This window comes from Nostoc sp. DedQUE08 (assembly GCF_034530895.1).
Taxonomy (GTDB): Bacteria; Cyanobacteriota; Cyanobacteriia; order Cyanobacteriales; family Nostocaceae; genus Nostoc.
The window spans coordinates 89,466-112,835 of sequence record NZ_JAVRCD010000023.1; the positions used below are offsets into that span (position 1 = coordinate 89,466).

17 protein-coding genes are annotated in these 23,370 nt (G+C 42.3%); 9 read left to right on the forward strand and 8 right to left on the reverse strand.

What is annotated here, in order from left to right; translation table 11 throughout:
- Positions 1-263: 263 nt before the first annotated feature.
- The 3 genes from RMY64_RS17195 to RMY64_RS17205 form a co-directional block, all read right to left on the reverse strand.
- On the reverse strand, positions 264-1,910 hold the full coding sequence (locus RMY64_RS17195; protein ID WP_322671042.1) for an AarF/ABC1/UbiB kinase family protein: 1,647 nt from the start codon (positions 1,908-1,910) through the stop codon (positions 264-266).
- 31 nt (positions 1,911-1,941) lie between these two features.
- The gene (yidD, locus tag RMY64_RS17200; protein WP_322671043.1) at positions 1,942-2,238 is read right to left on the reverse strand and encodes a membrane protein insertion efficiency factor YidD; all 297 of its coding nucleotides are present in this window, start codon (positions 2,236-2,238) and stop codon (positions 1,942-1,944) included.
- A 78-nt stretch (positions 2,239-2,316) separates the two neighbouring features.
- Positions 2,317-3,381: a mannose-1-phosphate guanylyltransferase gene (locus RMY64_RS17205; protein WP_322671044.1), complete on the reverse strand. Its 1,065-nt coding sequence runs from the start codon at positions 3,379-3,381 to the stop codon at positions 2,317-2,319.
- Positions 3,382-3,496: 115 nt separating this feature from the next.
- Between RMY64_RS17205 and RMY64_RS17210 the strand changes: the two genes are divergently transcribed.
- The 3 genes from RMY64_RS17210 (at position 3,497) to RMY64_RS17220 (ending at position 6,597) form a co-directional block, all read left to right on the forward strand.
- Positions 3,497-5,017, forward strand: a complete 1,521-nt coding sequence (locus RMY64_RS17210; RefSeq protein WP_322700684.1) for an LCP family protein — start codon at positions 3,497-3,499, stop codon at positions 5,015-5,017.
- A 105-nt stretch (positions 5,018-5,122) separates the two neighbouring features.
- Positions 5,123-5,629 (forward strand): pentapeptide repeat-containing protein, encoded by a 507-nt coding sequence (locus tag RMY64_RS17215; protein ID WP_322671046.1) that lies wholly within the window; start codon positions 5,123-5,125, stop codon positions 5,627-5,629.
- A 44-nt stretch (positions 5,630-5,673) separates the two neighbouring features.
- A complete protein-coding gene (locus RMY64_RS17220; protein ID WP_322671047.1) occupies positions 5,674-6,597 on the forward strand; it encodes a hypothetical protein in 924 nt (307 codons plus the stop codon).
- 213 nt (positions 6,598-6,810) lie between these two features.
- Here the strand turns inward: RMY64_RS17220 and RMY64_RS17225 are convergent, their stop codons facing one another.
- Positions 6,811-9,828 carry a GAF domain-containing protein gene (locus tag RMY64_RS17225; protein WP_322700685.1) on the reverse strand — a complete coding sequence of 1,006 codons (3,018 nt, stop codon included), beginning with the start codon at positions 9,826-9,828 and terminating at the stop codon, positions 6,811-6,813.
- A 773-nt stretch (positions 9,829-10,601) separates the two neighbouring features.
- On the opposite strand from RMY64_RS17225, the gene murJ reads away from it, so the two are divergent.
- The 3 genes from murJ to RMY64_RS17240 all read left to right on the forward strand — a co-directional run bounded on the left by murJ (position 10,602) and on the right by RMY64_RS17240 (position 13,593).
- Entirely contained in the window at positions 10,602-12,206 is a 1,605-nt protein-coding gene (gene murJ / locus RMY64_RS17230) for a murein biosynthesis integral membrane protein MurJ (RefSeq protein WP_322700686.1), read from the forward strand.
- 374 nt (positions 12,207-12,580) lie between these two features.
- The gene (locus RMY64_RS17235; RefSeq protein WP_322700687.1) at positions 12,581-13,102 is read left to right on the forward strand and encodes an outer membrane beta-barrel protein; all 522 of its coding nucleotides are present in this window, start codon (positions 12,581-12,583) and stop codon (positions 13,100-13,102) included.
- Between the two features lie 209 nt (positions 13,103-13,311).
- Complete coding sequence (locus tag RMY64_RS17240) at positions 13,312-13,593, forward strand: hypothetical protein (protein WP_322700688.1); 282 nt, start codon at positions 13,312-13,314, stop codon at positions 13,591-13,593.
- Positions 13,594-13,601: 8 nt separating this feature from the next.
- Here RMY64_RS17240 and RMY64_RS17245 read toward each other — a convergent pair whose 3' ends face one another.
- The 4 genes from RMY64_RS17245 to RMY64_RS17260 form a co-directional block, all read right to left on the reverse strand.
- Positions 13,602-16,487 carry a DUF3769 domain-containing protein gene (locus RMY64_RS17245; protein WP_322700689.1) on the reverse strand — a complete coding sequence of 962 codons (2,886 nt, stop codon included), beginning with the start codon at positions 16,485-16,487 and terminating at the stop codon, positions 13,602-13,604.
- A 196-nt stretch (positions 16,488-16,683) separates the two neighbouring features.
- On the reverse strand, positions 16,684-16,800 hold the full coding sequence (locus RMY64_RS17250) for a photosystem II reaction center protein I (protein WP_041566417.1): 117 nt from the start codon (positions 16,798-16,800) through the stop codon (positions 16,684-16,686).
- Between the two features lie 384 nt (positions 16,801-17,184).
- A complete protein-coding gene (locus RMY64_RS17255) occupies positions 17,185-17,886 on the reverse strand; it encodes an acyltransferase (RefSeq protein ID WP_322671053.1) in 702 nt (233 codons plus the stop codon).
- A gap of 657 nt (positions 17,887-18,543) precedes the next feature.
- Entirely contained in the window at positions 18,544-18,672 is a 129-nt protein-coding gene (locus RMY64_RS17260; protein ID WP_256091202.1) for a hypothetical protein, read from the reverse strand.
- Between the two features lie 607 nt (positions 18,673-19,279).
- Between RMY64_RS17260 and RMY64_RS17265 the strand changes: the two genes are divergently transcribed.
- From RMY64_RS17265 to RMY64_RS17275, 3 genes are all read left to right on the forward strand, one after another.
- Complete coding sequence (locus RMY64_RS17265) at positions 19,280-19,603, forward strand: hypothetical protein (RefSeq protein ID WP_322671054.1); 324 nt, start codon at positions 19,280-19,282, stop codon at positions 19,601-19,603.
- Between the two features lie 622 nt (positions 19,604-20,225).
- The gene (gene glgP / locus RMY64_RS17270) at positions 20,226-22,790 is read left to right on the forward strand and encodes an alpha-glucan family phosphorylase (protein ID WP_322671055.1); all 2,565 of its coding nucleotides are present in this window, start codon (positions 20,226-20,228) and stop codon (positions 22,788-22,790) included.
- Positions 22,791-22,970: 180 nt separating this feature from the next.
- The coding region (locus RMY64_RS17275; RefSeq protein WP_322700690.1) for a hypothetical protein at positions 22,971-23,370 on the forward strand (400 nt) is incomplete at its 3' end.

A 23,370-nucleotide genomic window follows, 5' to 3' on the forward strand; every position in this document is an offset into this window, starting at 1 on the left:
AGCGATCGCTGTTCCTTCGTTGAAAATCCAAACGGTATGAGTCAGACAATTTTGGATTTTAGATACTTCGACTTCGCTCAGTACAAGTTTTGGATTTTGGATTGACCTCATAGATAAATCTAGGGGCTTGGGAATTTTAGATTTTAGATTTTAGATTAACTCCATAAATGAATCTAGGGGCTTGTACCATCAAGGAATGTCGGTCATTAAATTTTGAATTTTAGATTTTTCCTTCAATTCAAAGTCTAAAATTCAAAATGATTTTACCGTAAACGCCCCGATCGCAATGTACTAATAATTAACCACAAACCCAATAAACTAGCGACTGCAAACAGGATGGTGCTTAAAAAAGATAGCTGAGTTGTTTGCGCTCTGGTGGAAATAATTGCCGCACCCATAATCAGCGAACCCACTAAAATACTAAAAGATAGTCGGTTAGCGGCATCGTCCATAGTGCGCCGTACACCATCTAAACCCCGCAGTGATAGATTCCACTGTAAGGTTTCTGAGGTAACTCGGTCTAATAATAGTTCGATTTGGCGGGGAGATTGGAGAGATAGACTTTTAATATCTAAGGCTGTCCGTAATAGCGATCGCACTGGATTATCGCCCAGTAATTGCCGACGAAACAAGTCTGTAATTAATGGTTTAACTTCATCAAAAAAATTAAGCTCTGGATTGAATGTCCGCGCTACCCCTTCTAAATTTGCTAGGGTTTTGGCATACAAACCCATATTACTAGGCAACCTAATTTTATTGTTGCGGGCAACTTGTAAAACTTCATAAATTATCTGACTGAAGTTTATTTGCGTGAGGCTGACATTGTGATACTTTCGCAACATGCGATCGTAATCATTTTCTAACCGCGACAAAATCACTGGTTGAGCAGAATCTGATAGCTGTAAAGTTAACTGAGCGCACCTTTGAGCATCTAAATCAACGATCGCTAACAGCATCTCTGTTAATATCTGCTGTGTCCGGGGATCGAGTCTTCCCACCATGCCACAATCTAAAAGAGCGACACGCCCATCTTTGAGATAAAACAAGTTTCCTGGATGGGGATCGGCGTGGAAAAAGCCATCAATATATAGTTGCTGGAAAAATACCCGAAATAACAAAGTAGTTATTTCTTTACGCTTTTCGGCAGAGTCTTTAACATTAGGGTCATTATCCAAATCCGCCGCCAGGAACGGTACTCCATCGAGCCATTCCATTACCAGTAATTTTGCTGTGGTCAATTCCCAGTTAATTTCCGCAACCACTATTTGTGTGGGATCGTACCAGCGACTTTTAGATAAATTGCGCCGCAGTTGGTCTGTAAAACCCGCTTCGCGTGTAAAATCCAATTCAGCTTCTAAGGCTTTGGTAAATTCTTCGGCGATGGATTTGATTTCGTAGGTTTGCCCAAAATCAGTCCGCGCCACTAAATCGGCAATACCTTGAATTAAAGCAATATCTTGAGCAATAGTCAGATCGATTCCCGGACGTTGCACTTTGAGAGCGACTTCTCGACCGTCTGCTAGTGTAGCTCGATGTGTCTGGGCAATCGATCCTGCTGCTACGGGGATCGGGTTAACTGTGCTGAAGGTTTCTGCTAATGGACGTTTTAATTCTTTGCGGAGGATTATTTCTATCTCTGACCAAGGAACTGGCGGTACTTCATCTTGTAGAGTTGACAATTCCTCAATATAGGAGGCACTCAGTAAGTCGGGGCGGGTAGACATTAACTGGCCAAGTTTGACGTAAACTGGCCCCAAGTCTACCAGAATATTTTTTAAAACCGCAGGTGTCGGCAGCTGGGGTTCATCAGCTTTGCCACCAGTAAGTAACCTTCGCATATAGTCCCAGCCATTGCGAAGGAAGACTTCCAGGATTTCTCGTTGACGGGGAACAGTTTGGGTGAGGAACATTTTTGTAAAAAACTGCAAGGATGCAGAGGAGTTAAAGAGGTAGACAGCAGGGGATGACAATACAACCGAAATCAGCTCTAGTTTTGGTGCTTGTTAAAGTTTTGCTAGCTGCAGCACAGTCTTGAAATCTTTTGATGGATGATTGTACGGCTTGGTGGAGCTTCTGTTCGTTCAGCATCCGTTTGACGTAACTAGAGCAAGAATCCCCGCCGTGTAATAAGCGATGGGAACAAGAAAATCCTTTAGACGGAGAAATGTATTTTTGATAGGCAGTAATAGAATCGATTGCCATTGTCTTGGCCAGAGGCTCAAAGCTAATAATGTCCATAACTGTCAGATAAAATAACAGACTGTCAAGTTATAATGGGAAAACAGACTTTTTCGCCTCTGCCAAGGGTTCTAACTTTTATAGCAGGTCGGTAAATCGGGAATCGCTTTGGATAATTTTAAGGATCTGCTTGATTTCCTGGGTACGTTCTTTTTTGACAACGAGGGTGACATTGCGATCGCGCACAATCACCACATCCTCTAAACCAATAGTAACAACTACATCTTCTGGATTTGAGGCGTAAATAATCGCCCCTTGCGTATCTATACCTACGTGAGTAGCAAGTTCCACATTGGGAGTCTCTTCCGTTTTCAGTAAGCGTTCGATCGCATTCCAATCTCCTAAATCATCCCAACCAAAATCAACTGGCAAAACGTATGCTAGAGTTGTCTTTTCCATTAACGCATAGTCTATACTCTTCTTAGGCAACTGGGGATAGATATCAGGGCCATGTTGTTCTAAAGGTTCGATAATTTCTGGAGCATGGGTATGTAGTTCCTTGAGAACAACCCCTGCCCGAAAAACGAACATTCCACTATTCCAGCTAAAACGTCCCGTAGATAAAAAAGTCTCTGCCGTTTCTCGGTCGGGCTTTTCAGTAAAGCGGTTCACGTGATAAGCTGGCAACTCATTAAAGCTACCTATTTTTTCACCTTGTTCAATGTAGCCGTAACCGGTTGATGGAAAAGTAGGCTTGATCCCCAGTGTAACGATCGCTGCTGTGCTTGTTGCCAGTTGCGTAGCTGCATTTAATGTGCGTGCAAACGCCTCTTGGTCAGCAATCCAGTGGTCAGCAGGGAAAAAGCCAATCACAGCGTCTTCACCATAGCGCTGTTTGATTTCTAAACTTGTCCAAGCAACGGCGGCGGCTGTGTCTCTGCCTTCCGACTCAATCAGTAAGTTTTCAACTGGTAGATCGGGTAGTTGTTGTCTTACGCCTTCAGCTATCTGACTAGAAGTGATCACCCACAAGAAATCCCACCCGCCACCGAGTTCAATCAATCGATCGGCGGTTGCTTGTAATAGACTTCTAGAGCTACCATCAAGACTTAAAAATTGCTTGGGTCGGTCTTTGCGGCTTAGGGGCCAAAAACGTTCACCTTTACCACCAGCTAGGATTACGGGGAACAATAAAGTATTCATGTTGTCATACACGCCTACCGAAGAACATTACAAGTTTACAGTGAGCTTTTCCACTGGCAATATTTGTAGCTTGGATTAACATACTTTTAGGGAGTGGTTGAGTGGGGAGATAATTGTGATAAAACAAGTCGAATGGTCGGAAAATCCGGTTACGTCTCAGCAAGTAGTAGAGTTTGAAAGTGACGTGCGATCGTCGCAACTTCAACGGACAGAAAATCAAGTAGCGCCAGCACCTGTAGCCGACTCAGAGGAGGAGCAGGTTGAACTAAACCAGCCAGCGAATCCGAACCGTAGCGTCATCGAATCTGTGGGCGCATTTCCCAATCAGCTTTCTGAGAGACTGGGCTTAACCATGCCTCGATGGCTGTTATGGTTTATGACGGTTGTCATTGGCATCATCTTATCTGGGCTGCTGGTGTCAACATTAGCGCTGTGGACTCCTTTATGGAGCAATCTAGATCGAACAGATGACGATTTAGGAACTGCTGCTAAAGACGAAGTAAAAATCCCATTACCAGGGGAGTTATGGGGCAAACTCTCCCAGTACAAGCTTTCACGTCCGATGAATATTTTAATCATGGGGATTGAACCAGTCAGCGGTACCGTTGATGGCTCACCAGAAAGCTTTGCAGGCAAAAGCGACTCCATGCTGCTGGTACGACTTAACCCTAGTGAAAAATCTGTAAGAGTACTTTCCATTCCCAGAGATACAATGATCGCCATCCCCGAAAAGGGAGAAAAGGGATTAACTAAGGTATCTGATGCCAATGCCAAAGGCGGCCCAGTCTTAGCAGCACGGGTAGTTAGCCGTACCTTAAATAATGCCCCAATCGATCGTTACATCCGTATTTCTACCAGCGGCTTACGGCAGTTAGTCGATCAGTTAGGCGGAGTAGAAGTCTTTGTTCCCCAATCAATGGAATATAAAGACTCCAGCAGTCGGCTGTCGATTAATTTAGTCAGTGGCTGGCAAACCCTTAATGGCGAACAAGCAGAACAGTTTGCCCGATTCCGCGAACCAGGTCTGGGAGATTTACCGAGAGTGCAGCGTCAGCAAGCACTAACAGCTGCCCTGCTGCAACGCTTAAATAGTCCCACCATCTTACCCAGGTTGCCTCAATTGACTCGCCTAATGCGAAAATATTTTGATACCAACCTGAAGATGGAAGAAATGATGGCGTTGGTCAATTTCGGACTTAACCTAGATCGCGATAATTTCCAAATGACTGTGTTGCCTGGTACCTTTAGCCGCTTTAGCAAAGACCCCGATAGCTATTGGCTGAATATGACTGGACAACAGAGCCTGTTGAATGATTATGTTGGGGTCAATGTACCTGGTCTAAAGCCAGATATGCGTCAGGTTCCTAACCTCAAAATTGCTATTCAAAATGCTTCAAATCAACCTCAGCTAACTGAAAAAGTTATTGCTTATCTTAAACAGAAAGGCTTTAATAATATTTACAAAGTGCCTGATTGGCCGGATACCCAACGTCAAACTCAGATTATTGTCCAAAAAGGCAACCGACGAGTTGGGGTTGATTTGCAAAAAGTCTTAGGCTTGGGTCAAATCGAGGTCTCTGCCATTGGTGATTTAGAATCCGATCTGACAATCCGCATTGGTAAAGATTGGAAATAGGCAAGAATCATTAATCATTAGTCATTAGTCATTAGTCATTAGTCATTGTTAACTAACAAAGGACAAAGGACTAATGACAACGGACTACTGAAAAATAATAAAGTTATGAAAAAGATTTTACTGCGCTTTTTGGGTTTGATTGTAATTTTGCTACTAGCCTTTGGGTGGATAATACTTAATCCCAAACCGGCTTTTGCTCAGATAAACACAATCAATTACAACAATATAAATTTAGAAAATCGTGACTTTTCTCATACTGATTTGGCAGGGGTAACTTTTGTCGCAGCAGAAATGCGGGGGACAAATTTTCAAGGAGCGAATTTAACCAACGCAATTCTGACTAAAGGAGTTTTATTAAAGGCAAATTTGGAAGATGCGAACTTGAGCGGTGCTTTAGTAGATCGCGCGACTATGGATGGTGCTAACCTGAAAAATGCCATCTTTACTGAAGCCACTTTGACCCGTAGCCGCTTTTATGATGCTGATGTCACTGGTGCTGATTTTACCGATGCTTTAATTGACCGTTATCAAGTGTCGCTGCTGTGTGAAAGAGCCGATGGGGTAAATCCGGTTACGGGTATGTCAACGCGAGACAGTTTGGGTTGTAGGTAAAGAATCTCGGCGTTGAGCATAAAATAGAGATATTTTATCGGAATATGGAAAATAAAGCTTATTTATTAGATTATGTATTATTAATTACAAATTTGCTTTTATTTTGGTATTTTCACAAAGGTAAAAATCTAAAAATCCATGAGCAAACACAAAATAAACTTAATTTTACTATTCAACCGAAGTTGCTTCGATTTACTGGGTTATTTATTGGACAAGTAGGAATAATTTACTTATTTGCTATTTTTGTGATGATACCAGTTACACAACTTAAATGTGACCGTGTTCCGCAAAATTTAGAAAGTTCCATTATTCAACAAAAATCATCAACAATTATATGTCAACTGACAGAGTTTGATTTTATCGGTCATCAAAAAAGCGAAAAACAAATTTCTGGATTAACTGAAACTCGTTTAGAAAAACAAACTAAAACCGATAAAGAGGGAAAAAATATATATGAATATCAAGTTCAGTTATTGACTAATAAAGAGAGTATTCCATTTAGACGAATTACTTACAGTGATTATTCTTCTGAAGAAGCAGAGTTTATAATATTAAAAATTAAGAATTTTTTAGCACAACCTTTAGAAAAAAGTTTACTAGTTACGCAAGATGACACCATAATCCTTTATGGTGCAATTGGAATAACCCTATTTTGGTTTTTATTAGGTTTACTGATTATAGCAACAGGTTCATTTATCAACTGTAATTTTGATAAAGAATCAAATAGTTTAACTCTCAGTCGCTATCGATGGTTTGGGACATTGGGAAAAGCAGTTTTTCTCTACTCGTTGAATGAAATTGTCGAGATTAAAGTTGAAAGCTCTTCTAGCGAAGATGGCTTTGTTTATCGAGTTAGCTTAACGTTAATATCTGGTGAAAAGGTATCTTTAAGTGGCTGCTATAGTTCTGGGTTTGAAGAGAAACAAGAAATGGTTAAGATGATCAAAAGTTTTCTCGCTGCAAATTAGTACCTATTTATACCAATTCTGCCGCTTTCTCAAGAGCAACTCTGCGATTGCATCCCAAAAAATGATTTTAAACTCTAAAGAAAATAAATTATTATATTGATTCAGGTGTTGGTATATTAGTCTGTTATGATGCCTTCGGGGAACGGAGGACACCTCTACTTATCCTGGCTCCCCTATTTAAAATTGACTGAAACTGTCAAAAATCAGTAGCCTCTAATTATCAATGGGAATTTCAATTAAAAACTCTGTTCCTTCTCCTGATTTAGAGGAACATTTCATCTGACCATGATGTTTCTCGACTACTATTTGATGGCTAATAGACAATCCTAACCCCGTACCTTTACCTGGTGCTTTGGTAGTGAAGAAGGGATCGAATATATGCGATCGCACCTCTTCTGGAATCCCCAGACCATTATCAGCTATTCTGATTACAACCTGGTTATTAATTAATTGCGTATTAATCCAGATAGTCAAAGGTATTCTCGGACACGTTTGTAATAATTTCAAATACCTCTGCTGTATAGTGTTAAACTTTTCCTCTAATGCATCAACACTGTTACTCAAAAGATTCATAAACACTTGATTTAATTGCGCGGGATAGCATTCGAGCAAAGGTAAACTATCATATTGTTTAACAATCTCAATTGCTGGGCGATCGTTATTATTTTTGAGGCGATGCCCTAAAATTAACAAAGTACTATCCAACCCTTCATGAATATCTACTGGCTTTAATTCAGCCTCATCTGTACGAGAGAAGTTTCGCAGTGATAGCACAATATCACAAATCCGCTCTGTTCCTACTTTCATAGACTCAAGGGTTTTCGGTAAATCTTCGATGATAAAGTCCAAATCACTCTTGTTGATTTGCTCTTGGATAGTTGGCAATATTGAAGAGTGTTGACGGTAAAGATTCACTACCTTGAGCAGTTCTTGAGTATATTCACTTAAATGGATAAGATTGCCAAAAATAAAACTGATAGGATTGTTGATTTCATGGGCAACTCCAGCAAGTAGTTGTCCTAATCCTGCCATTTTTTCACCCTGAATTAACCTGGTCTGAGTTTGTTTTAATTCTTGCAGAGTCTGAGTAAGTTCTAAGGTTTGACGTTTAGTTTGTTCGAGTAATTCTGCTTGCTGAATCGCAATTCCTAATTGCACCCCAACTTGAGCCAGTAAATTAATTTCCTCTTCTTTCCAATAACGTGGTTGCGAATTTTGATAAGCAACTAATAATCCCCATAATTTTTCACCTTCGCGAATCGGCACAAAGGTTTCGTTACGCGGAAGTTCGTTATCGTCGTCTGTATCCTCAAAAGTTTCTATAATCGTTGGTTGGGTTTGTGCAACTGGTTTCCAACCATCTTTAAAGGAATCTGCTACAAATTTACCGCTCCAATCCGGGTTGAAACGGTAGATTGCAATTCGCTCAACTTCGAGTAACTCTCGCACAGCGTGAGTAGTAGTTCTAAAAATAGTTTTAATATCGAGTGACTGGCGGATTTTATCAATAGTTGCAGCCAGTAGTTCTTGGCGTTCCATTGCTTTTTCGCGTTCAGTGGCTTCTGCTAACTGGACAACCTGCATTTGAACTTGCTTTAAATAAGAATCCTGTTTTAATGCAACTCCTAATTGCTCGGCGATTTGACTAGCAAATTCAACTTCAGAGGGTTGCCAGTAGCGAGGAGCAGTGCATTGGTGAATACACAGCAATCCCCAAAGTTCACCTTTTTTCAATAGAGGTGCGACCATATTTGCCCGCACTTGAAATTTTTCTAAAATTTGGACGTAGCAACCGGGGAACTTTCCTTGATAAATGTCAGCGATCGCATTTACTCGACCTTGGGCGTAAAGGGGTGCAAAGTTTTCTCCGAAACAATAGTCATAAACTTTTTCTGCCATTACCGAGTTACACTCAGGCACAAAATCTTCAGAAATAAATTCTCCTTCCCAATCTTTTTGCGGGTCAAAACGAAAGACTGCCACTCGGTCTGCTTGCAGCATTTGCCGGGCCTCAGTGACAGTAGTTTGGAAGATTGTATCTAAATCTAGAGACTCTCGAATTCGAGTAATTACACTAGTTAATGTTTTTTGTTGCTCTGCTTGGTACTGAGCGTATGCCAGCAACTTATGATGTCGCACTGCGACACCAATTTGTGTGCCGATTTTGCTCAGTGATTCGACTTCATAAGATTGCCACTCTCTGGGTGAGGCATTTTGATAGGCAGCGATGATTCCCCAAAGTTGATCTCCTTGGAGAATCGGGGCAGTAGCAAAGGCTTTTGCCTGAAATTGCTCCAACAGAGTTACATGACAGTTTGTTAATTCGGCTTGGTAAATATCATTAACTATAAAAGTCTGGTTGTTAACGTAACGCCCGCCTTGCGTCTGTTGTAAATAACTATCAGCGATCGCAGACAGAAGACCAACTAAAGGAGTCCAACCTTCAGCAAATGATTCAGCAACAAAGTTACCACTCCAATCAGGATTGAAGCTAAAGATGGCAACTCGGTCAGCTTGCAACAGCTTGCGTATTTCTTGAGTTGTGGTTTTAAAGATAATTTCAATATCAAGGGGTGAGCGAATTTCATCGACAATTTTAGCTATTACTTGGTCGCGCTGAACTGCTTGAGCCAATTTTGCAGCTTGCAATTTGACTTCATGAAGATGCTTTGCTTGTTGAATCGCAACAATAAGATGGTCAGCAATTTGACGAATAAACTCAATTTCCGATTCTTTCCATTCACGAGTCTCACTGCACTGATGAATGCAAAGCAATCCCCACAGTTCCTTCTTCCGCGATAGAGGGACAACGAGGTTGGCCTGCACCTGAAATTTGCTCAAAATTTCCAGATGACAATCACTCAGTCCCGCATTGTAAATATCTGCTACTGCTTGCACTCTACCTTGTTGATAACTAGAAGCAAATTGTTCTCCAAAGCAGTGGTCATAAACTTTTATTGCCATTGCTGAGTTCCAGCCAGTTGCAACATCTTCAGAAACAAATTCTCCCTGCCAGTTTTGTTCGCGGTCGAACTGGAAGACTGCTACTCGGTCGGCATTTAGTAACTGACGCACTTGTTTAACAGTCGTTTGAAAAATTGTTTCTAAGTCAAGAGATTCCCGAATTCGGACAATGACACTCGCCAGAGCTTTTTGTTGCTCTAGTTGCTCTTGAAGTTGAGCGCTTGATAAAAGAAGTTGATTTTCTGTGAAATTTGAATTGGGTTCCATTGCTCTGGATTATCTCGTTTTTTATACAAGGGTTCCTCACGCCAAAGTTCATGGGTTAAGAAGTGTCAACAATATGACAAACTGCAAAGTTTTACAGTCTTCAACTGGCCGCGTCCAGGATTCACCAATTTCAGATGGATAGCAACTTGTTAGGGTGGGGACGAATGGGCGCTTTGGGACTGAGTACTGGATGGTAGGGAATAAAATATGAGTAAGATTTGTTTGGGATTCCAATCCCCATTCACATCTCGCCCGATATCCAGTCCCTAGTCTCCAATCCCCATTCCCTAGTTCAACTATTTCCCAGAAGATGGTTATTTTTATAGTTCCCCTTTCTCGATCTATCCTTGTAATTGGTTAAAAATAATTTTGGCTTGTACACAACAGAGGAAATGACTAACTACACAATTTGGGAAATTCGTCGTCAATTGAGGGTTTAATTTGAAACACACAGGAGCGCAAAGTTTATTTGGGTATATTCACTACAAACTTAAAGCTTGGCTGTCACTAAGTTAGTGTTGTCAAGGCAAATCAGAAAATCCGTCTGACCCCTTTGGAATCGCGATCTAACTAACTTGTAATTCGCTGTATTATCGCAATTCAGGAATTTAATTTTGAGCGTAGGTGAGCATTTACTGTAGACATCGCTTTGCCTTTGCCGTTGGTGTAGGCATTTAAAATTACTAATTTGTCAAAATTTACCTGACAGACTGCGGAATTTCAGGTTAAATGTTTTAAAGTATGCACTCTGCTAGAGTTGTCGGGTATTATTCGTGACACAACAAGATCAAAAACCCTCTCGTTCCTTCGCTGGAATTGCTGGCATTGTTGCCGCAGCCACATTAATTAGTAAAATCTTCGGTTTAGTGCGGCAGCAAGCGATCGCTGCCGCATTTGGTGTTGGTGCTGCTGCTACCGCCTATAGTTATGCCTATATTATTCCTGGCTTTCTATTGATTTTACTCGGTGGTGTAAATGGGCCATTACACAGTGCGCTCGTCAGCGTTTTAGCCAAGCGGCGGCGAGAAGAAGCCGCTCCCCTTGTGGAAACCGTGACAACGCTGGTAGGTGGAGTGCTGTTGCTGGTGACAGTGGCTCAAGTTCTATTTGCGGATGCAATCGTTGATTTAGTCGGTCATGGTTTGGAAGAAACAACCAGAGCGATCGCCATTCAACAACTCCGCATTATGGCACCAATGGCTTTATTTGCCGGTTTAATTGGCATTGGCTTTGGTACTCTCAATACAGCCAATCAATATTGGTTACTCTCCATTAGTCCTTTATTATCCAGTATTACCGTTGTTGGCGGTCTTGCTATCTTAGCGATGCAACTGGGCAAGGACATTATTAAACCAGAATACGCTTTAATCGGGGGAATGGTCTTAGCTTGGGGAACCTTGGCAGGAGCGATTCTCCAGTGGGTAGTGCAGTTAATTGTCCAGTGGCGGTTAGGATTAGGCACATTACGCCTGCGGTTTGATTTTAAATCCCCAGGCGTTCAAGAAGTAATTAAAATCATGACTCCGGCAACAGTTTCCTCTGGAATGATGCCAATTAATGTTGCCACTGACCTTTATTTTGCTAGTCCTATCCCTGGTGCGGCGGCAGGATTTAACTATGCCAATCTATTAGTCCAAACTCCCTTGGGGATTATTTCTAATATCATTTTACTGCCTCTATTACCGATATTTGCCAGACTATCTGGCCCCGAAAATTGGCAGGATTTAAAATTACGGATTCGCCAAGGACTCCTACTCACTGCTTTTACCATGTTACCGCTAGGGGCGCTGATGGTGGCGCTATCTGTACCCATTGTACAGGTGGTATATGAGCGCGGTGCTTTCAAGCCAGAAGCCACACAGCTAGTTTCATCCTTACTAGTAGCTTATGGAATTGGGATGTTTGTCTATTTGGGGCGTGATGTTTTGGTGCGGGTATTTTATGCTTTAGGCGATGGACAGACACCTTTTCGCATCAGTATTTTTAACATCTTGCTTAATATTTTATTAGATTGGTTTTTCGTTAAACCTTTTGGCGCTCCCGGTTTGGTATTAGCAACAGTGGGTGTAAATTGTAGCTCAATGTTAATGCTGTTATGGTTACTCGATCGCAAACTCAATGGTTTACCTTGGCGCGAGTGGAGTTTGCCGATTTTGGGTTTGGCTGGTGGTAGCGTAGTTGCTGGGGTCGCAAGCTATGGGACTTTGGTTGGTTCCCAGCACTTGCTAGGTAAAACGGGTTTACTGATTCTGGTGTTGCAATTGTGTATATCTGGCTTCGTGGGGATTGCAGTGTTTGCGGCGATCGCTTACTGGCTGAAAATACCAGAAGTAAATATTTTTATCTCTCGTCTACGTCAGCGCTTTTTAAAGAAATAACTGTTATCTAAATAGAATTCAGGAGTCAGGAGTCAGAATTCAGTATGAACTTGGAGCCAGAGAAAGCGGATAGCGCAGCGTAAAGACAAGAGGGTGGTGGATCTGAATCTTCCACTTTCTTGTTCTGAATCCTGAATCCTGAATCCTAAATCCTGAATCCTGAATTCTGACTCCTGACTCCTGAATCCTGAATTCTGACTCCTGAATCCTGAATCCTGAATTCTTCAATCAAATATTTCAGTTGTTACACCCAGGTGGGTGAGAAATAATTCAGCCACCTGGGTGAACCAGGTGCGTGAGGTTACATTTTGTAAAAAAAGAGATTCTAGTACTAGAGAACATTGATTTTACCTAACTCTAGTGAGAATAACTTTATGAAACTGACAAAATTAGCTGCCTCTTTCTTTGCTGCTGCTTCCATTGTCCTCTCAGCCGGCATTGCATCTGCTCAAACAGCAGCTACTAACGGTACTAACGGTAATTACATCGGTGCTGGTGTTGCTGTTGGTGCAACCAGTGGCGGACAAGGAAACGATGAAGCACAAATTGGTGGTAATATTCAAGGACGATACGCCGTACCGAATGCGCCTGTTTCACTGCGGGGTTCTGTGCTGTATGGTGGTGATGCTGCTGCAATTATGCCCATAGTGACTTATGATGCGCCCATCGCCAAAAATACTAACGTTTACTTCGGTGGTGGTTATTCCTTTGTAACTGACGAAGGTCAAAAAACTCCATTGGGCAATCGGAATTCACCTGTAGTCACCCTTGGGATTGAATCAGAAGTTAGCAAAAATGTCATTGCCTACGGCGATACTAAATGGGGTATTGACGCCTACAGAAATAGTGATGCTGATGCTGTCAGCTTCCAAGCCGGATTAGGCTATCGCTTCTAGTAATTACGAGCTAGAAAACGGCCTATTCACAAGCTAAAGCAATGCTGTTTACCAGCCGTAATAGTAATTTATTCTTTCATACCTGAGTATTCTATTCAGGTATGAATAATTTTTATTGATGATTTTGATAAAAAATGATATTGGCTAGTATTGATACTTTCTTTTAAAGTGAAATGAGTAATTGAGAATACACGTATAAGATATTACTCATGAAAAAGATTAATCCCATTCCAGAAATAGTTGGTGAAACAACTGACGTAGAATCTTGGCTGATGCGAGCGGGGCTAAGATTTTCCGACTTAGGTAACGATGCTGCAAGTATTGCAATCCGTAGGCAATGGCGAGAATACCAAGCCGCAGTTCACAGATGTTGTGTAACCCTACATCAACCACCATCACACGTTCAACTAAGCGGCGACTATGCCAGCTTGAGAATACCTGGCTCGGCATTAACTAATTGTGAGATCGATCGCCTGTCGAGTCGTCCCTAGTCCTTAGACTAATAATCCTGTTGTACGCCGTTTACTACTGGCTTAACTTGCGAAAATGGATCGGTGCCGCCACCCCAGTTAAAGTCACTAATTCGGAAGCTGATGCCGCCTAACTCCAACACCGGATTGTAACGTAAGGTGATGCCATAGGTGCGACGGCTATATTCCAAAATGTAGTCGGTGCTAGTTTCCTTACCAGTATCCAAGTTAACAGATGTTTGAAAGCCTAAGCGAAAAGGGCCGTAGATTTGCTGTGATATTCCAGCGGTCAATACTTTGTTATCAACGGAGCGGTCAAACAAAAAGGGTGATAATCCGCTATTTAAGCCTTGAGAGTAACTGATATTAAAGGCGGTATAGTCGAAAAAAGGTCGGGAAAAATGGCCAATTTGCCCTTGTAAGCCAATTGTACTAGTTAGAGTACTTTGGTTATCACCATTGGTGTAATAGCTGGTAGTGCCTGTGAGGCTAGCGATCGCTAGCAAGTAAGGAACTACAGGAGTAGCGGTGTATCGTAACCCCTCACTGGCAGTGGGTGGTAATGGTTTTCCCTGCCACAGCAACAGCCCTCTACTGAGAGTTGCACTGCCTTGTAAACGACCAAGCGAAATACGATTGTTTTCCCGTACTGGTTCTAGCAAGTCTGGGCGATCGGTGTTGGCATCGATATACTGGGCACTTGCCTGGTAGTTGAGGTTGATACCACTTTTTCCTAAAGGAATCACCGGAGAGGTAATAATGCCGCCAAAACTGCTCTGGACAGTTTGAAAACCCAGAGTACCGTTGTAGAGACGATTGCGATAGTTATATTGCACATTCAATGTGTGGGGAAGAGAAGTGCCTAATATCTGACGCAATCCTAAATTCACCCGCAAATTATCTTCCACGTCATTCAAGTTAAAACTAGTTAATTCCCCATTTCCCTGAATTATCGTCCGTGGACTCAAAACAGAATTTATCTTGGTCTTCACAGCAAACAGTGAGCCTAAGTCACCCACGCCTTCTTGCACACCTCTCTGTAATAATAACTGGGGCGTAATTGTCCAGCGTGTCTGCTCTGTATCGATTAGTGGAAAGCCACGCTCAATATATAAACCACCCCGATCTTCTCCATCGTAGCCGGGGGAGACTATTGCAGGTGAAGCGTCCCGCTCTCGGCGGTCAATAGTACGCTCATTCAAAGGAATTGGTAAGGAGACTGTTTGATCCAATACCAAACGCTGTCGCTGTGTCCTGATGCGGTCTACCAAAGGTGATTCTCGCGTCAAAGTTACTTTATCTGCGCGTAATTCTAATTCCGGGGGCGAAAAAGGATCGTTGGTGATGCGGACATTGCTTGCTTGCCAGCCTTGCGGATAAAAATCAATTTGTTCAGCTTCAAACCTCAGCCGATTGACTACACCCCCTGTTTTCGATCGCGGGATGTTGCTAGCATCTGACTGACCACCAAATGTCACATTAATTCCTCCAGGGCTACTCACACCGGAAAGGGGCTGATCGGCTCGAATGCGATCGCTAGGCGGAAGTCTTGAAACTCCACCAGCACTTATAGCTGTGGGTGAAAAAGCAAAATCTGTTTGTGCTGAGGGTACGTAAATTTCTCCTCTACCATTTTCCAGTTCCCCACGATCTTGAACGAAGTTATAGGTAAAGCGTTGTCCGCGCAGTATTTGATCGCCCCGGGTTAAAATGACGTTGCCTTCACCCGCAGCGATCAAGTTGTCCAAATTAACTTGTAAGCGATCGGCATCCACCACTGCCCCATCAAATCGCACAACTACATTACCTACAGCTGTAATAATTCGCTGTTTCTCGTCATACTCTTGCCGATCTGAAGTGACTTCTACAGTTCTTGGCCCGGCTGGCGGTGTGGTAGCTGGCGCAGTTGTACCAGATGGTTGAGCTTGTGGCTGAGTGGTATTTACTTGTGGTGTAGGCGTTGGTACTTGGCTTTGTTGCTGGACTTGAGACTTAAATTCTACAGCGATCGGCGCTGAGAGTTTGTTTGTCGGGTTACGAGACTTAAATGTTATAAGATTTTGTACTGATTGAGAACTCGGTGCAAGATCGGCAGCAGATACAGAGATATTGTCTTTTTTTAGAGACTGTTGTGCAGTAATATCGCGTTGCTGTTTTTGTTGAGTTAACTTCTCAGCTAAAATTTCCGCCTTGGATTTAACTAATTTATTGCTGTTTGTGACAGTTGGGGCAATTTGCAGAGGGCGTGGAGATTGGGCGACAAGTGGGCTTGGAGAAACTTTATAGCTAAAGCTAGAAGAGTCCAAAAAGGTTGGTTTTGCTCCACCACTAGAGTTTGGAGGTAGCGTAGACGCAAAGCAGCTTGTCGTCAGACATCGCTGACCGAGTTTTTGAGAAGCTTCACCCTTTGCGTCTTCGTCTAAAGCCTCCGCTCCAACTTTTCTTTGCATCTCCCGTTTGCGCAGTGCCGACATCAGAAGTTCCGAGTGGCGGGGTTCGACGCTCGGACTTGTCTTTGTGTCTTTTTTAACTTGGCGATTAGAGGTTGTAACCTCTTGCGTGGGATAACCAACAACCAGCGGCTGTCCCAAAAGCCCAGCAGTTGCAGAACCGGGGAGTGGAGAACTTTCTGGTGGAAAGGTTTCTGGTGAATGAGGTGCAGAAGAAGTTTCAGCAACTACCAAGCGATCTTGAGTTGAGTTTATCGGAGTTGACAATAAAAGATCGCTCTTAGTGTTACCCGAAATTGCCAACTGAGCCAAATTCTTGGGCTGCTTGGATTTGTCTGTCTTTTCGTGTGTTCCAGTATCTACACCTGAAAGAAACTTTGTATGACTAGCAGACGAGGCGGGATTTACAGGTTGTAAAGATTCAACGATAGGAGGCGGATTAGGTGGCAGAACTGGATGAAGCATAAGTGAGCAAAATCGGGCTAACAAACAGCCAAATGACAAAGGGAAGGATAAACATACATTTTGCCTTCCGACTGTCGCCTTCTGCTACCTACAGCAAGCTACTTGGAGAAAGAAACTTACTAAATTTTCGCTTAGTAAGTTTCCGTGGCGTTTAGTATTTTCCGCCTTCCAAAGTCGCGGATAATTTATCGCCCTTTTACTCTAAGTCCCGACGGCCGGGGTTACGAGCTGGATCGTTCGACAAAAATCCAAAGATGAAGATAGTTACGAAGAAGGCAACAACAATATAAACAGCGATTTTTAAAGTCAGCATAGAAATATCTCCAACGGGTAAAACAAAGAAAGCTTTTCTTTCAGTATCTGCAATGCAGAAAAGATAGCTACTTTATATTACCCAAATCTCGTCCCTTTTTTAGAGGACTCTGGGGACTCAAGACTAGGAATGTCTACCCTACGGTTATTGATAATGTACAAGATGTCAGTTGTCTGACTTGTAGATGCCCTTAAGAAAGATAACTCAGAGGCGTTTACCCTTGTGACGTTGACTGATGGCAAAGGTTTCCCAAAAAAGGCAACAGGTTACAGGGGATAGTTACTATTCCCCATGCCTTTCAGCAGTGCTGAGTTAGGAGTGCTGAGTTAGGAGTTATTATTTCTCCCCTGCCCCCCTGCCCCTCTGCCTCTTATACCCCATGCCCTATTTCTCAACTTGAAGCTTTGCTATATCTTTGCCAATTCGGTTTTTGATTACTCGTGCAGGTGTGCCGACAGCAACGGAAAAAGCAGGAATATCTTTATTAACAACTGCTCCTGCACCAATAACACTGCCTTTGCCGATAGTAACGCCATCTAATACTGTTACTCCATGTCCTAGCCAACAATCATCTTCAATCACAATTCCCTTGCGAGTAACACCTTGGTATTTAATCAGCTCCATCGGATCGGCAAAATTATGATTATTGGCATATATCCCTGAATGGGCAGCAATCATGCAGTGTTTACCAATTTTAATGTCTCCTGGCCCCTCAATACATACATTAGGAGCAATGAAGGTGTCTTCATCAATATGTATATACGTATCTTCTAAAGACCCGATATCAACGTTACGTTCAATCGCAACTCTATTTCCTAGATGAATTTTATTATTTTTATGTCCTCTCGCATCCATCCGCACACCCTTGAAAATATAGACTCCTGTGCCGATCTCAATACAAGAAGTACCGTTAAATTCAACACCATTTTGAATATATACTGGGCTGTCTATCTGGCCAAAAATACTACGATATCCTAAATTACGCAACTTTGGGCCGAGAAGAAGTGTTGGAATATCTCCTAATACTGTAGTTACTAAAAGTTCTTGCACGCGCTGCAATTTGGAAAAATATTGCTCGTTCTGCATGGCTACATATCTCGTTAATCAATTGTTGTTGACAGTGTTTAAAGTTGTTTTGACTGTATTCTAATCTTCTACCAATACCAATAGACTATGTATGTATTAATACATGAGCTAAGTAGCAATATCACCAAAATTTCCCAAGATTTTTAGATGGTTTTACATTGAAAAACCAAAGTCTGGCTTTGACTATGCGAACAATTCTTGAGGTTAGATATGTAAAATTACTCAAGTAATATGCACAATTGCATTAAGTCGCTAGCAGATTTTGTACTATATGCACGTAAAATTTTGGCTTATGTTTCACAAAATCAATTAACAAAACAATTTCAGTGCATTGCTGTGTCAAAACTTAGACTCTAAATTGTCTGATGGAAAATTTGCTGGTTTAGATAGACTACTGTTTTGGTTCTCTGGCAAATTTGAAAAGCTTGCTACCGCTAACAGCACTCCTAAAGCAAATAGGGATAGTGTTGTTTGTCTTGAGGCTATTTACTCTCAAGCGGTTTTAGTTTTTTGAAACAATTCAGTTTCACAAACTATTTTGCAACAAAAAATACATTTAACTAGACTATATTCAAAGTTTAAATAAAATTTTTGCCTAGCATAACAATGTAATTATTGTTGGATTTTTCTGGGTATTGATGCCCAAATAAAATCCAATTAGGGTGGATTATCTCCCACATCAGCCATCACATTGAAGTTAACCATCGGTGCAAACAAGTAAGCGCTTCCCCGACTACTATGACGGCTTTCTTGCAACGAATTTCTAGAGTATGCTGCTCCAATCATGTTGCACACGGATGATTTACAGACTAGCCAATTCACGTTTGTAATGACATGAATGGTTTTTAATAACAATTGTTTTTAACAATAGCACATTTTATTTTTAGTGGAACACTCTTATTAAATAAGTTGATTTCCAGATTGATTGTTGATGATAATACTGGAAATAAGTTAACTTTTTTACTAGGGCGATTTCTCCGGCAGGCAAAGCCTATGCTACTCTAAAATATTTTTATACACTTAGATAGCATCCATTAAGGAGGGAGATTTAAAAATGCTGTAAGTAGTTATTGGCATTTTGGTCTATATTGTTATCGTTACTATTTTATAATTGGGCGTTAAACTCAGAATGACATTTACTATACTTGTGACACCCTCTTCGTTAAAAAGCCAAAGTAGCTGAAAATTTTTCTCTTCGCTATTACTTGTATCTAAAAATTTATAAATCACCCATTCGGGTGAGCCAAGCGGGTGATGCGTGCTTGGTACTACTCATTATAAATTTTATTAGAAGAAAGCTAAAAGTAGCTTATTTTCGAGGATAAATCTGCAAAAAAACATCTAACTTCCCAAATTGAGGTATCGATTTTAACTCACACACTTGGTTCAAATTATGGCTTTAATTAAAGAAATTGTACAAGAAGCTCTAACTATCGGCTCTTTGAGTGTTGTAGCCGAAGATCAACTGCGATCGCAGCTTCAAGGTAATTATGACTCAGAAGACCTAGATGCCTGGATCATTTTACAGCGAGCGATCGCAGCAGGTGATGTAAAACTTGAGTCGCGCCGAAAAAAAGCTTCCCCATCTCCTAAAGCCAAGGACACTTCATCAAGTATCAAACTTGCTTATCAAATGGCAGCAGAACTCGCTTATGCAGCAGCTGTAGCTTTGACAATGACAAAAAATACTAAAGATCAGCCTTCATTAGGTGCATAAAATAACACCTTTATAAGTTATTTTGCTGCTTTAGTGGAAATATTTAATACCAAGTAGTTAAAATAGGTGTAGCCCGCCCCAGGCATCGCTTTTCTTGATTAACTGCTTGGTAAGGGTTTCATCCGATCATTTATAGGGTTTCCCTTCTGTCTTCTGGCTTGAGAGTGCTAAGTAAAAATCCCAATCTTGAGAAGATTTTCCTGCAAGGCTTTTGAAACTTCTTTCATCGGGATTGCCTTCTTTGACAGCGCGGTTTTATGAAAAAATAATTAAAAAATTTAACTTCACTGGACACAGCTATGGGGAATTTTTACCTTCAGCCCAGACTCTCGATTGATCCCCGGAAGCAATACTAAAATAAATATAAATTATTTATTCAAAAGTAAATTTTTTTAAGTGATACATACCAGTAAATGATTAAATCTTAATATACCAAGTATATGGCTCAGAGTAAGGCACAGAATTAGAAACACCTTGGTGTAAACTTTAGCAACGAGGTTAAAAATAATTCTCAATGCTTAACAAAGTCATCGCTTTTTCACAAACTACAGTATAAAGAATTGGCAACATTGGTAAAGAGAGTAAACAATAACCATAGCTAAACTTGGAGTTTTGCCAACCTATGCAGCCAATTCGCACATTTAACGTATCCCCTTCACTACCGCCGCGACTCGAACCACTGCGGCGGCTAGCATATAACTTGCACTGGGATTGGAACGTTGATACTAAAGATTTATTCCGTCGCTTAGACTCTGACCTGTGGGAGTCTAGCCATCACAACCCAGTGTTAATGCTGGGTACTATCTCTCAATCGCGGCTTCTGGAAGTTGTCGAAGATGAAGGCTTTTTAGCGCAAATGGATCGAGCTGACCGTCAGTTAGACGATTATTTGCAAGAGCGCACTTGGTATCAGAAACAACGGGAACAGAAACCGAAAGAATGCTATGCCTATTTTTCGGCGGAATTTGGACTTGTAGATTGTTTGCCCGTCTATTCTGGAGGCTTGGGCGTTCTGGCAGGGGATCACCTCAAATCTGCCAGTGACTTGGGGCTACCGCTTGTAGGTGTAGGTTTGCTGTATCAGCAAGGCTACTTTGCCCAGTATCTCAATGCTGATGGCTGGCAGCAAGAACGCTATCTGCTCAACGATTTCTATAATATGCCCTTGCATTTAGAGCGCAATGCCGATGGTTCTGAACTGCGGATTGCGGTAGATTATCCAGGACGCAAGGTGTATGCCAGAGTTTGGCGCGTACAGGTGGGAACGGTTCCGTTGTATTTGATGGACACCAACATTGAACCCAACAACACTTACGACCATGACATCACAGATCAGCTGTACGGTGGCGACATCGATATGCGTATCCACCAGGAAATTATGCTGGGGATCGGTGGTGTGCAAATGCTCAAAGCTTTAGGGTTGAAAGTCACCGCTTACCACATGAATGAAGGCCACGCCGCCTTCTCTGCCCTAGAACGCATCCGCTTGCTGATTCAGGAAGAGGGACTGAATTATGCCCAAGCTAAACAGGTGGTGGCTTCCAGTAATATCTTTACTACCCACACGCCAGTACCAGCAGGGATTGACTTGTTTGCTCCCGAAAAAATGTTGTACTACCTGGGGTATTATGCAGAGATATTTGGGTTGCCCAAAGAGCAATTTTTAGGACTGGGGCGCGAGAATACAGGCGATTTATCCGGGCCTTTCAGTATGGCGGTGCTGGCGCTGAAAATGGCAACATTTTCTAACGGTGTCGCCCAACTCCACGGTGTGGTGTCGCGGCAAATGTTCCAGGGCTTGTGGCAGAAAGTGCCAGTGGAGGAAGTGCCGATCGCTGCAATTACCAACGGTGTCCATGCTCGGAGTTGTGTGGCGAAATCGACTCAAGAATTGTACGATCGCTACCTCGGCCCAAATTGGTCATCAGCACCACCAGATAGCCCATTGTGGGATCGGATGGACGCCATACCCGATGAGGAATTGTGGCGCAATCACGAACGCTGCCGTTTAGATATGATTTTGTATGTGCGGGATCATTTGGTGAAACATTTGACCGATCGCGGCGCTTCTGCCTCTGAAATTTCCCAGGCACAAGAAGTTTTAGATCCTTACGCTTTCACCATTGGTTTTGCTCGTCGCTTTGCCACCTACAAACGCGCCACCCTCTGGATGCGCGATCTGGATCGGATTAAGCGGCTTCTGCTGGCTAATAAAGACCGGAAAGTGCAATTCGTGATTGCTGGTAAGGCACATCCTAAAGATATCCCCGGTAAAGAACTGATCCGCGAGATCAATCACTTTATCCGCGAACAGCATTTAGAAAAACAGGTAGTGTTTGTTCCCAATTACGACATTCACATCTCCCGGTTGATGGTTGCGGGTTGCGATATTTGGTTAAATACACCGCGTCGTCCACGGGAAGCCTCTGGTACTAGTGGCATGAAAGCGGCAATGAATGGCTTGCCAAATTTAAGTGTGCTAGATGGCTGGTGGGATGAAGCTGATTACGTCCGCACAGGCTGGGCGATTGGACATGGAGAAAATTATGACGATCCTAACTACCAAGATGAAGTAGAAGCAAATGCTCTCTACGAATTGTTAGAGAAGGAAGTTGTACCGTTATTTTATGAACATCGGGATACTGATGGTTTGCCCCGTCCGTGGGTTGCCAAAATGAAGGATGCAATTCGGTTGAATTGTCCCTTCTTTAATACAGCGCGGATGGTCGGAGAATATGCTCTTAGGGCTTATTTCCCAGCTAGCGATCGCTATCATACCCTGACTGTTGATAACTATGCTCCAGCGAAAGAACTTGCCGCTTGGAAAGAAAAACTCAGCGAACACTGGTTCAACATCAGAATCAAAGATGTTGACGTATCGGCAGCTTCAGACATTGAAGTTAACCAAACCGTTGCTGTCAAAGCCAAGGTTGACTTGGCAACTTTGACGAATAATGATGTGCAAGTGGAGTTATATCAAGGTGCGATCGATGCCAATGGTGAGATTGTCAACGCTGTGCCAGTGGTGATGGATTACCAAGGCGAAGATGGACAGCAATTGAGTATTTACACTGGTAATATCATCTATACCGCTTCTGGTTTACAAGGTTTGTCTTTGCGTGTATTGCCCAAAAATAAAAATCTGGCTAATCCTTATGAGCCAAGGTTGATTGCTTGGGCAGAGTAAGAGTGCTGAGTAGTTCTTAAATACTCAAGATTAGGCGTTGCTGATTCAAGTTTAGCAACGCCTTTTATTATGCTACGCAGTCACGCCCAAAAAATAACTACTGCTAGAATTATTCCAGTCTCAGCTTTTTTTTCAACCCGTCGAACTCACGTCATCTTAGGGGTTTCAAAGGCTATTTTTATGTCTCGCTCAAGTTTTCTAGTTACCCAAAACACACCACAGATTCAGCAAGGCATCCTCGACTTCTACCTGAAAAAGGCTGACAGGTTTCGGACGTACTTTCCAGGAGGAGAGGAGTTAAGTGGCAGCAGACCAGATTTTTTAGCGCTTGAGGAAGTGTCTGTACAACCTTGGTCAGGAATGGTGGGCTGTATAGTTGTTGAAGGCACTTTAACGTCAGCAGCAAGAGCGCTCATCCGAGAACGCGGAAAATTTGAGAAAGATGGCTGCTATCATCCTTTGCAACTATGGAGCTATGAGTTAATCAATGACACTGAGGTGTTACTGCGGATCGAAGACTTTTCGGTGGCGTTGCATAAATGCGGGATGAATCATGGAAACACGGGTATTTCTCTATACT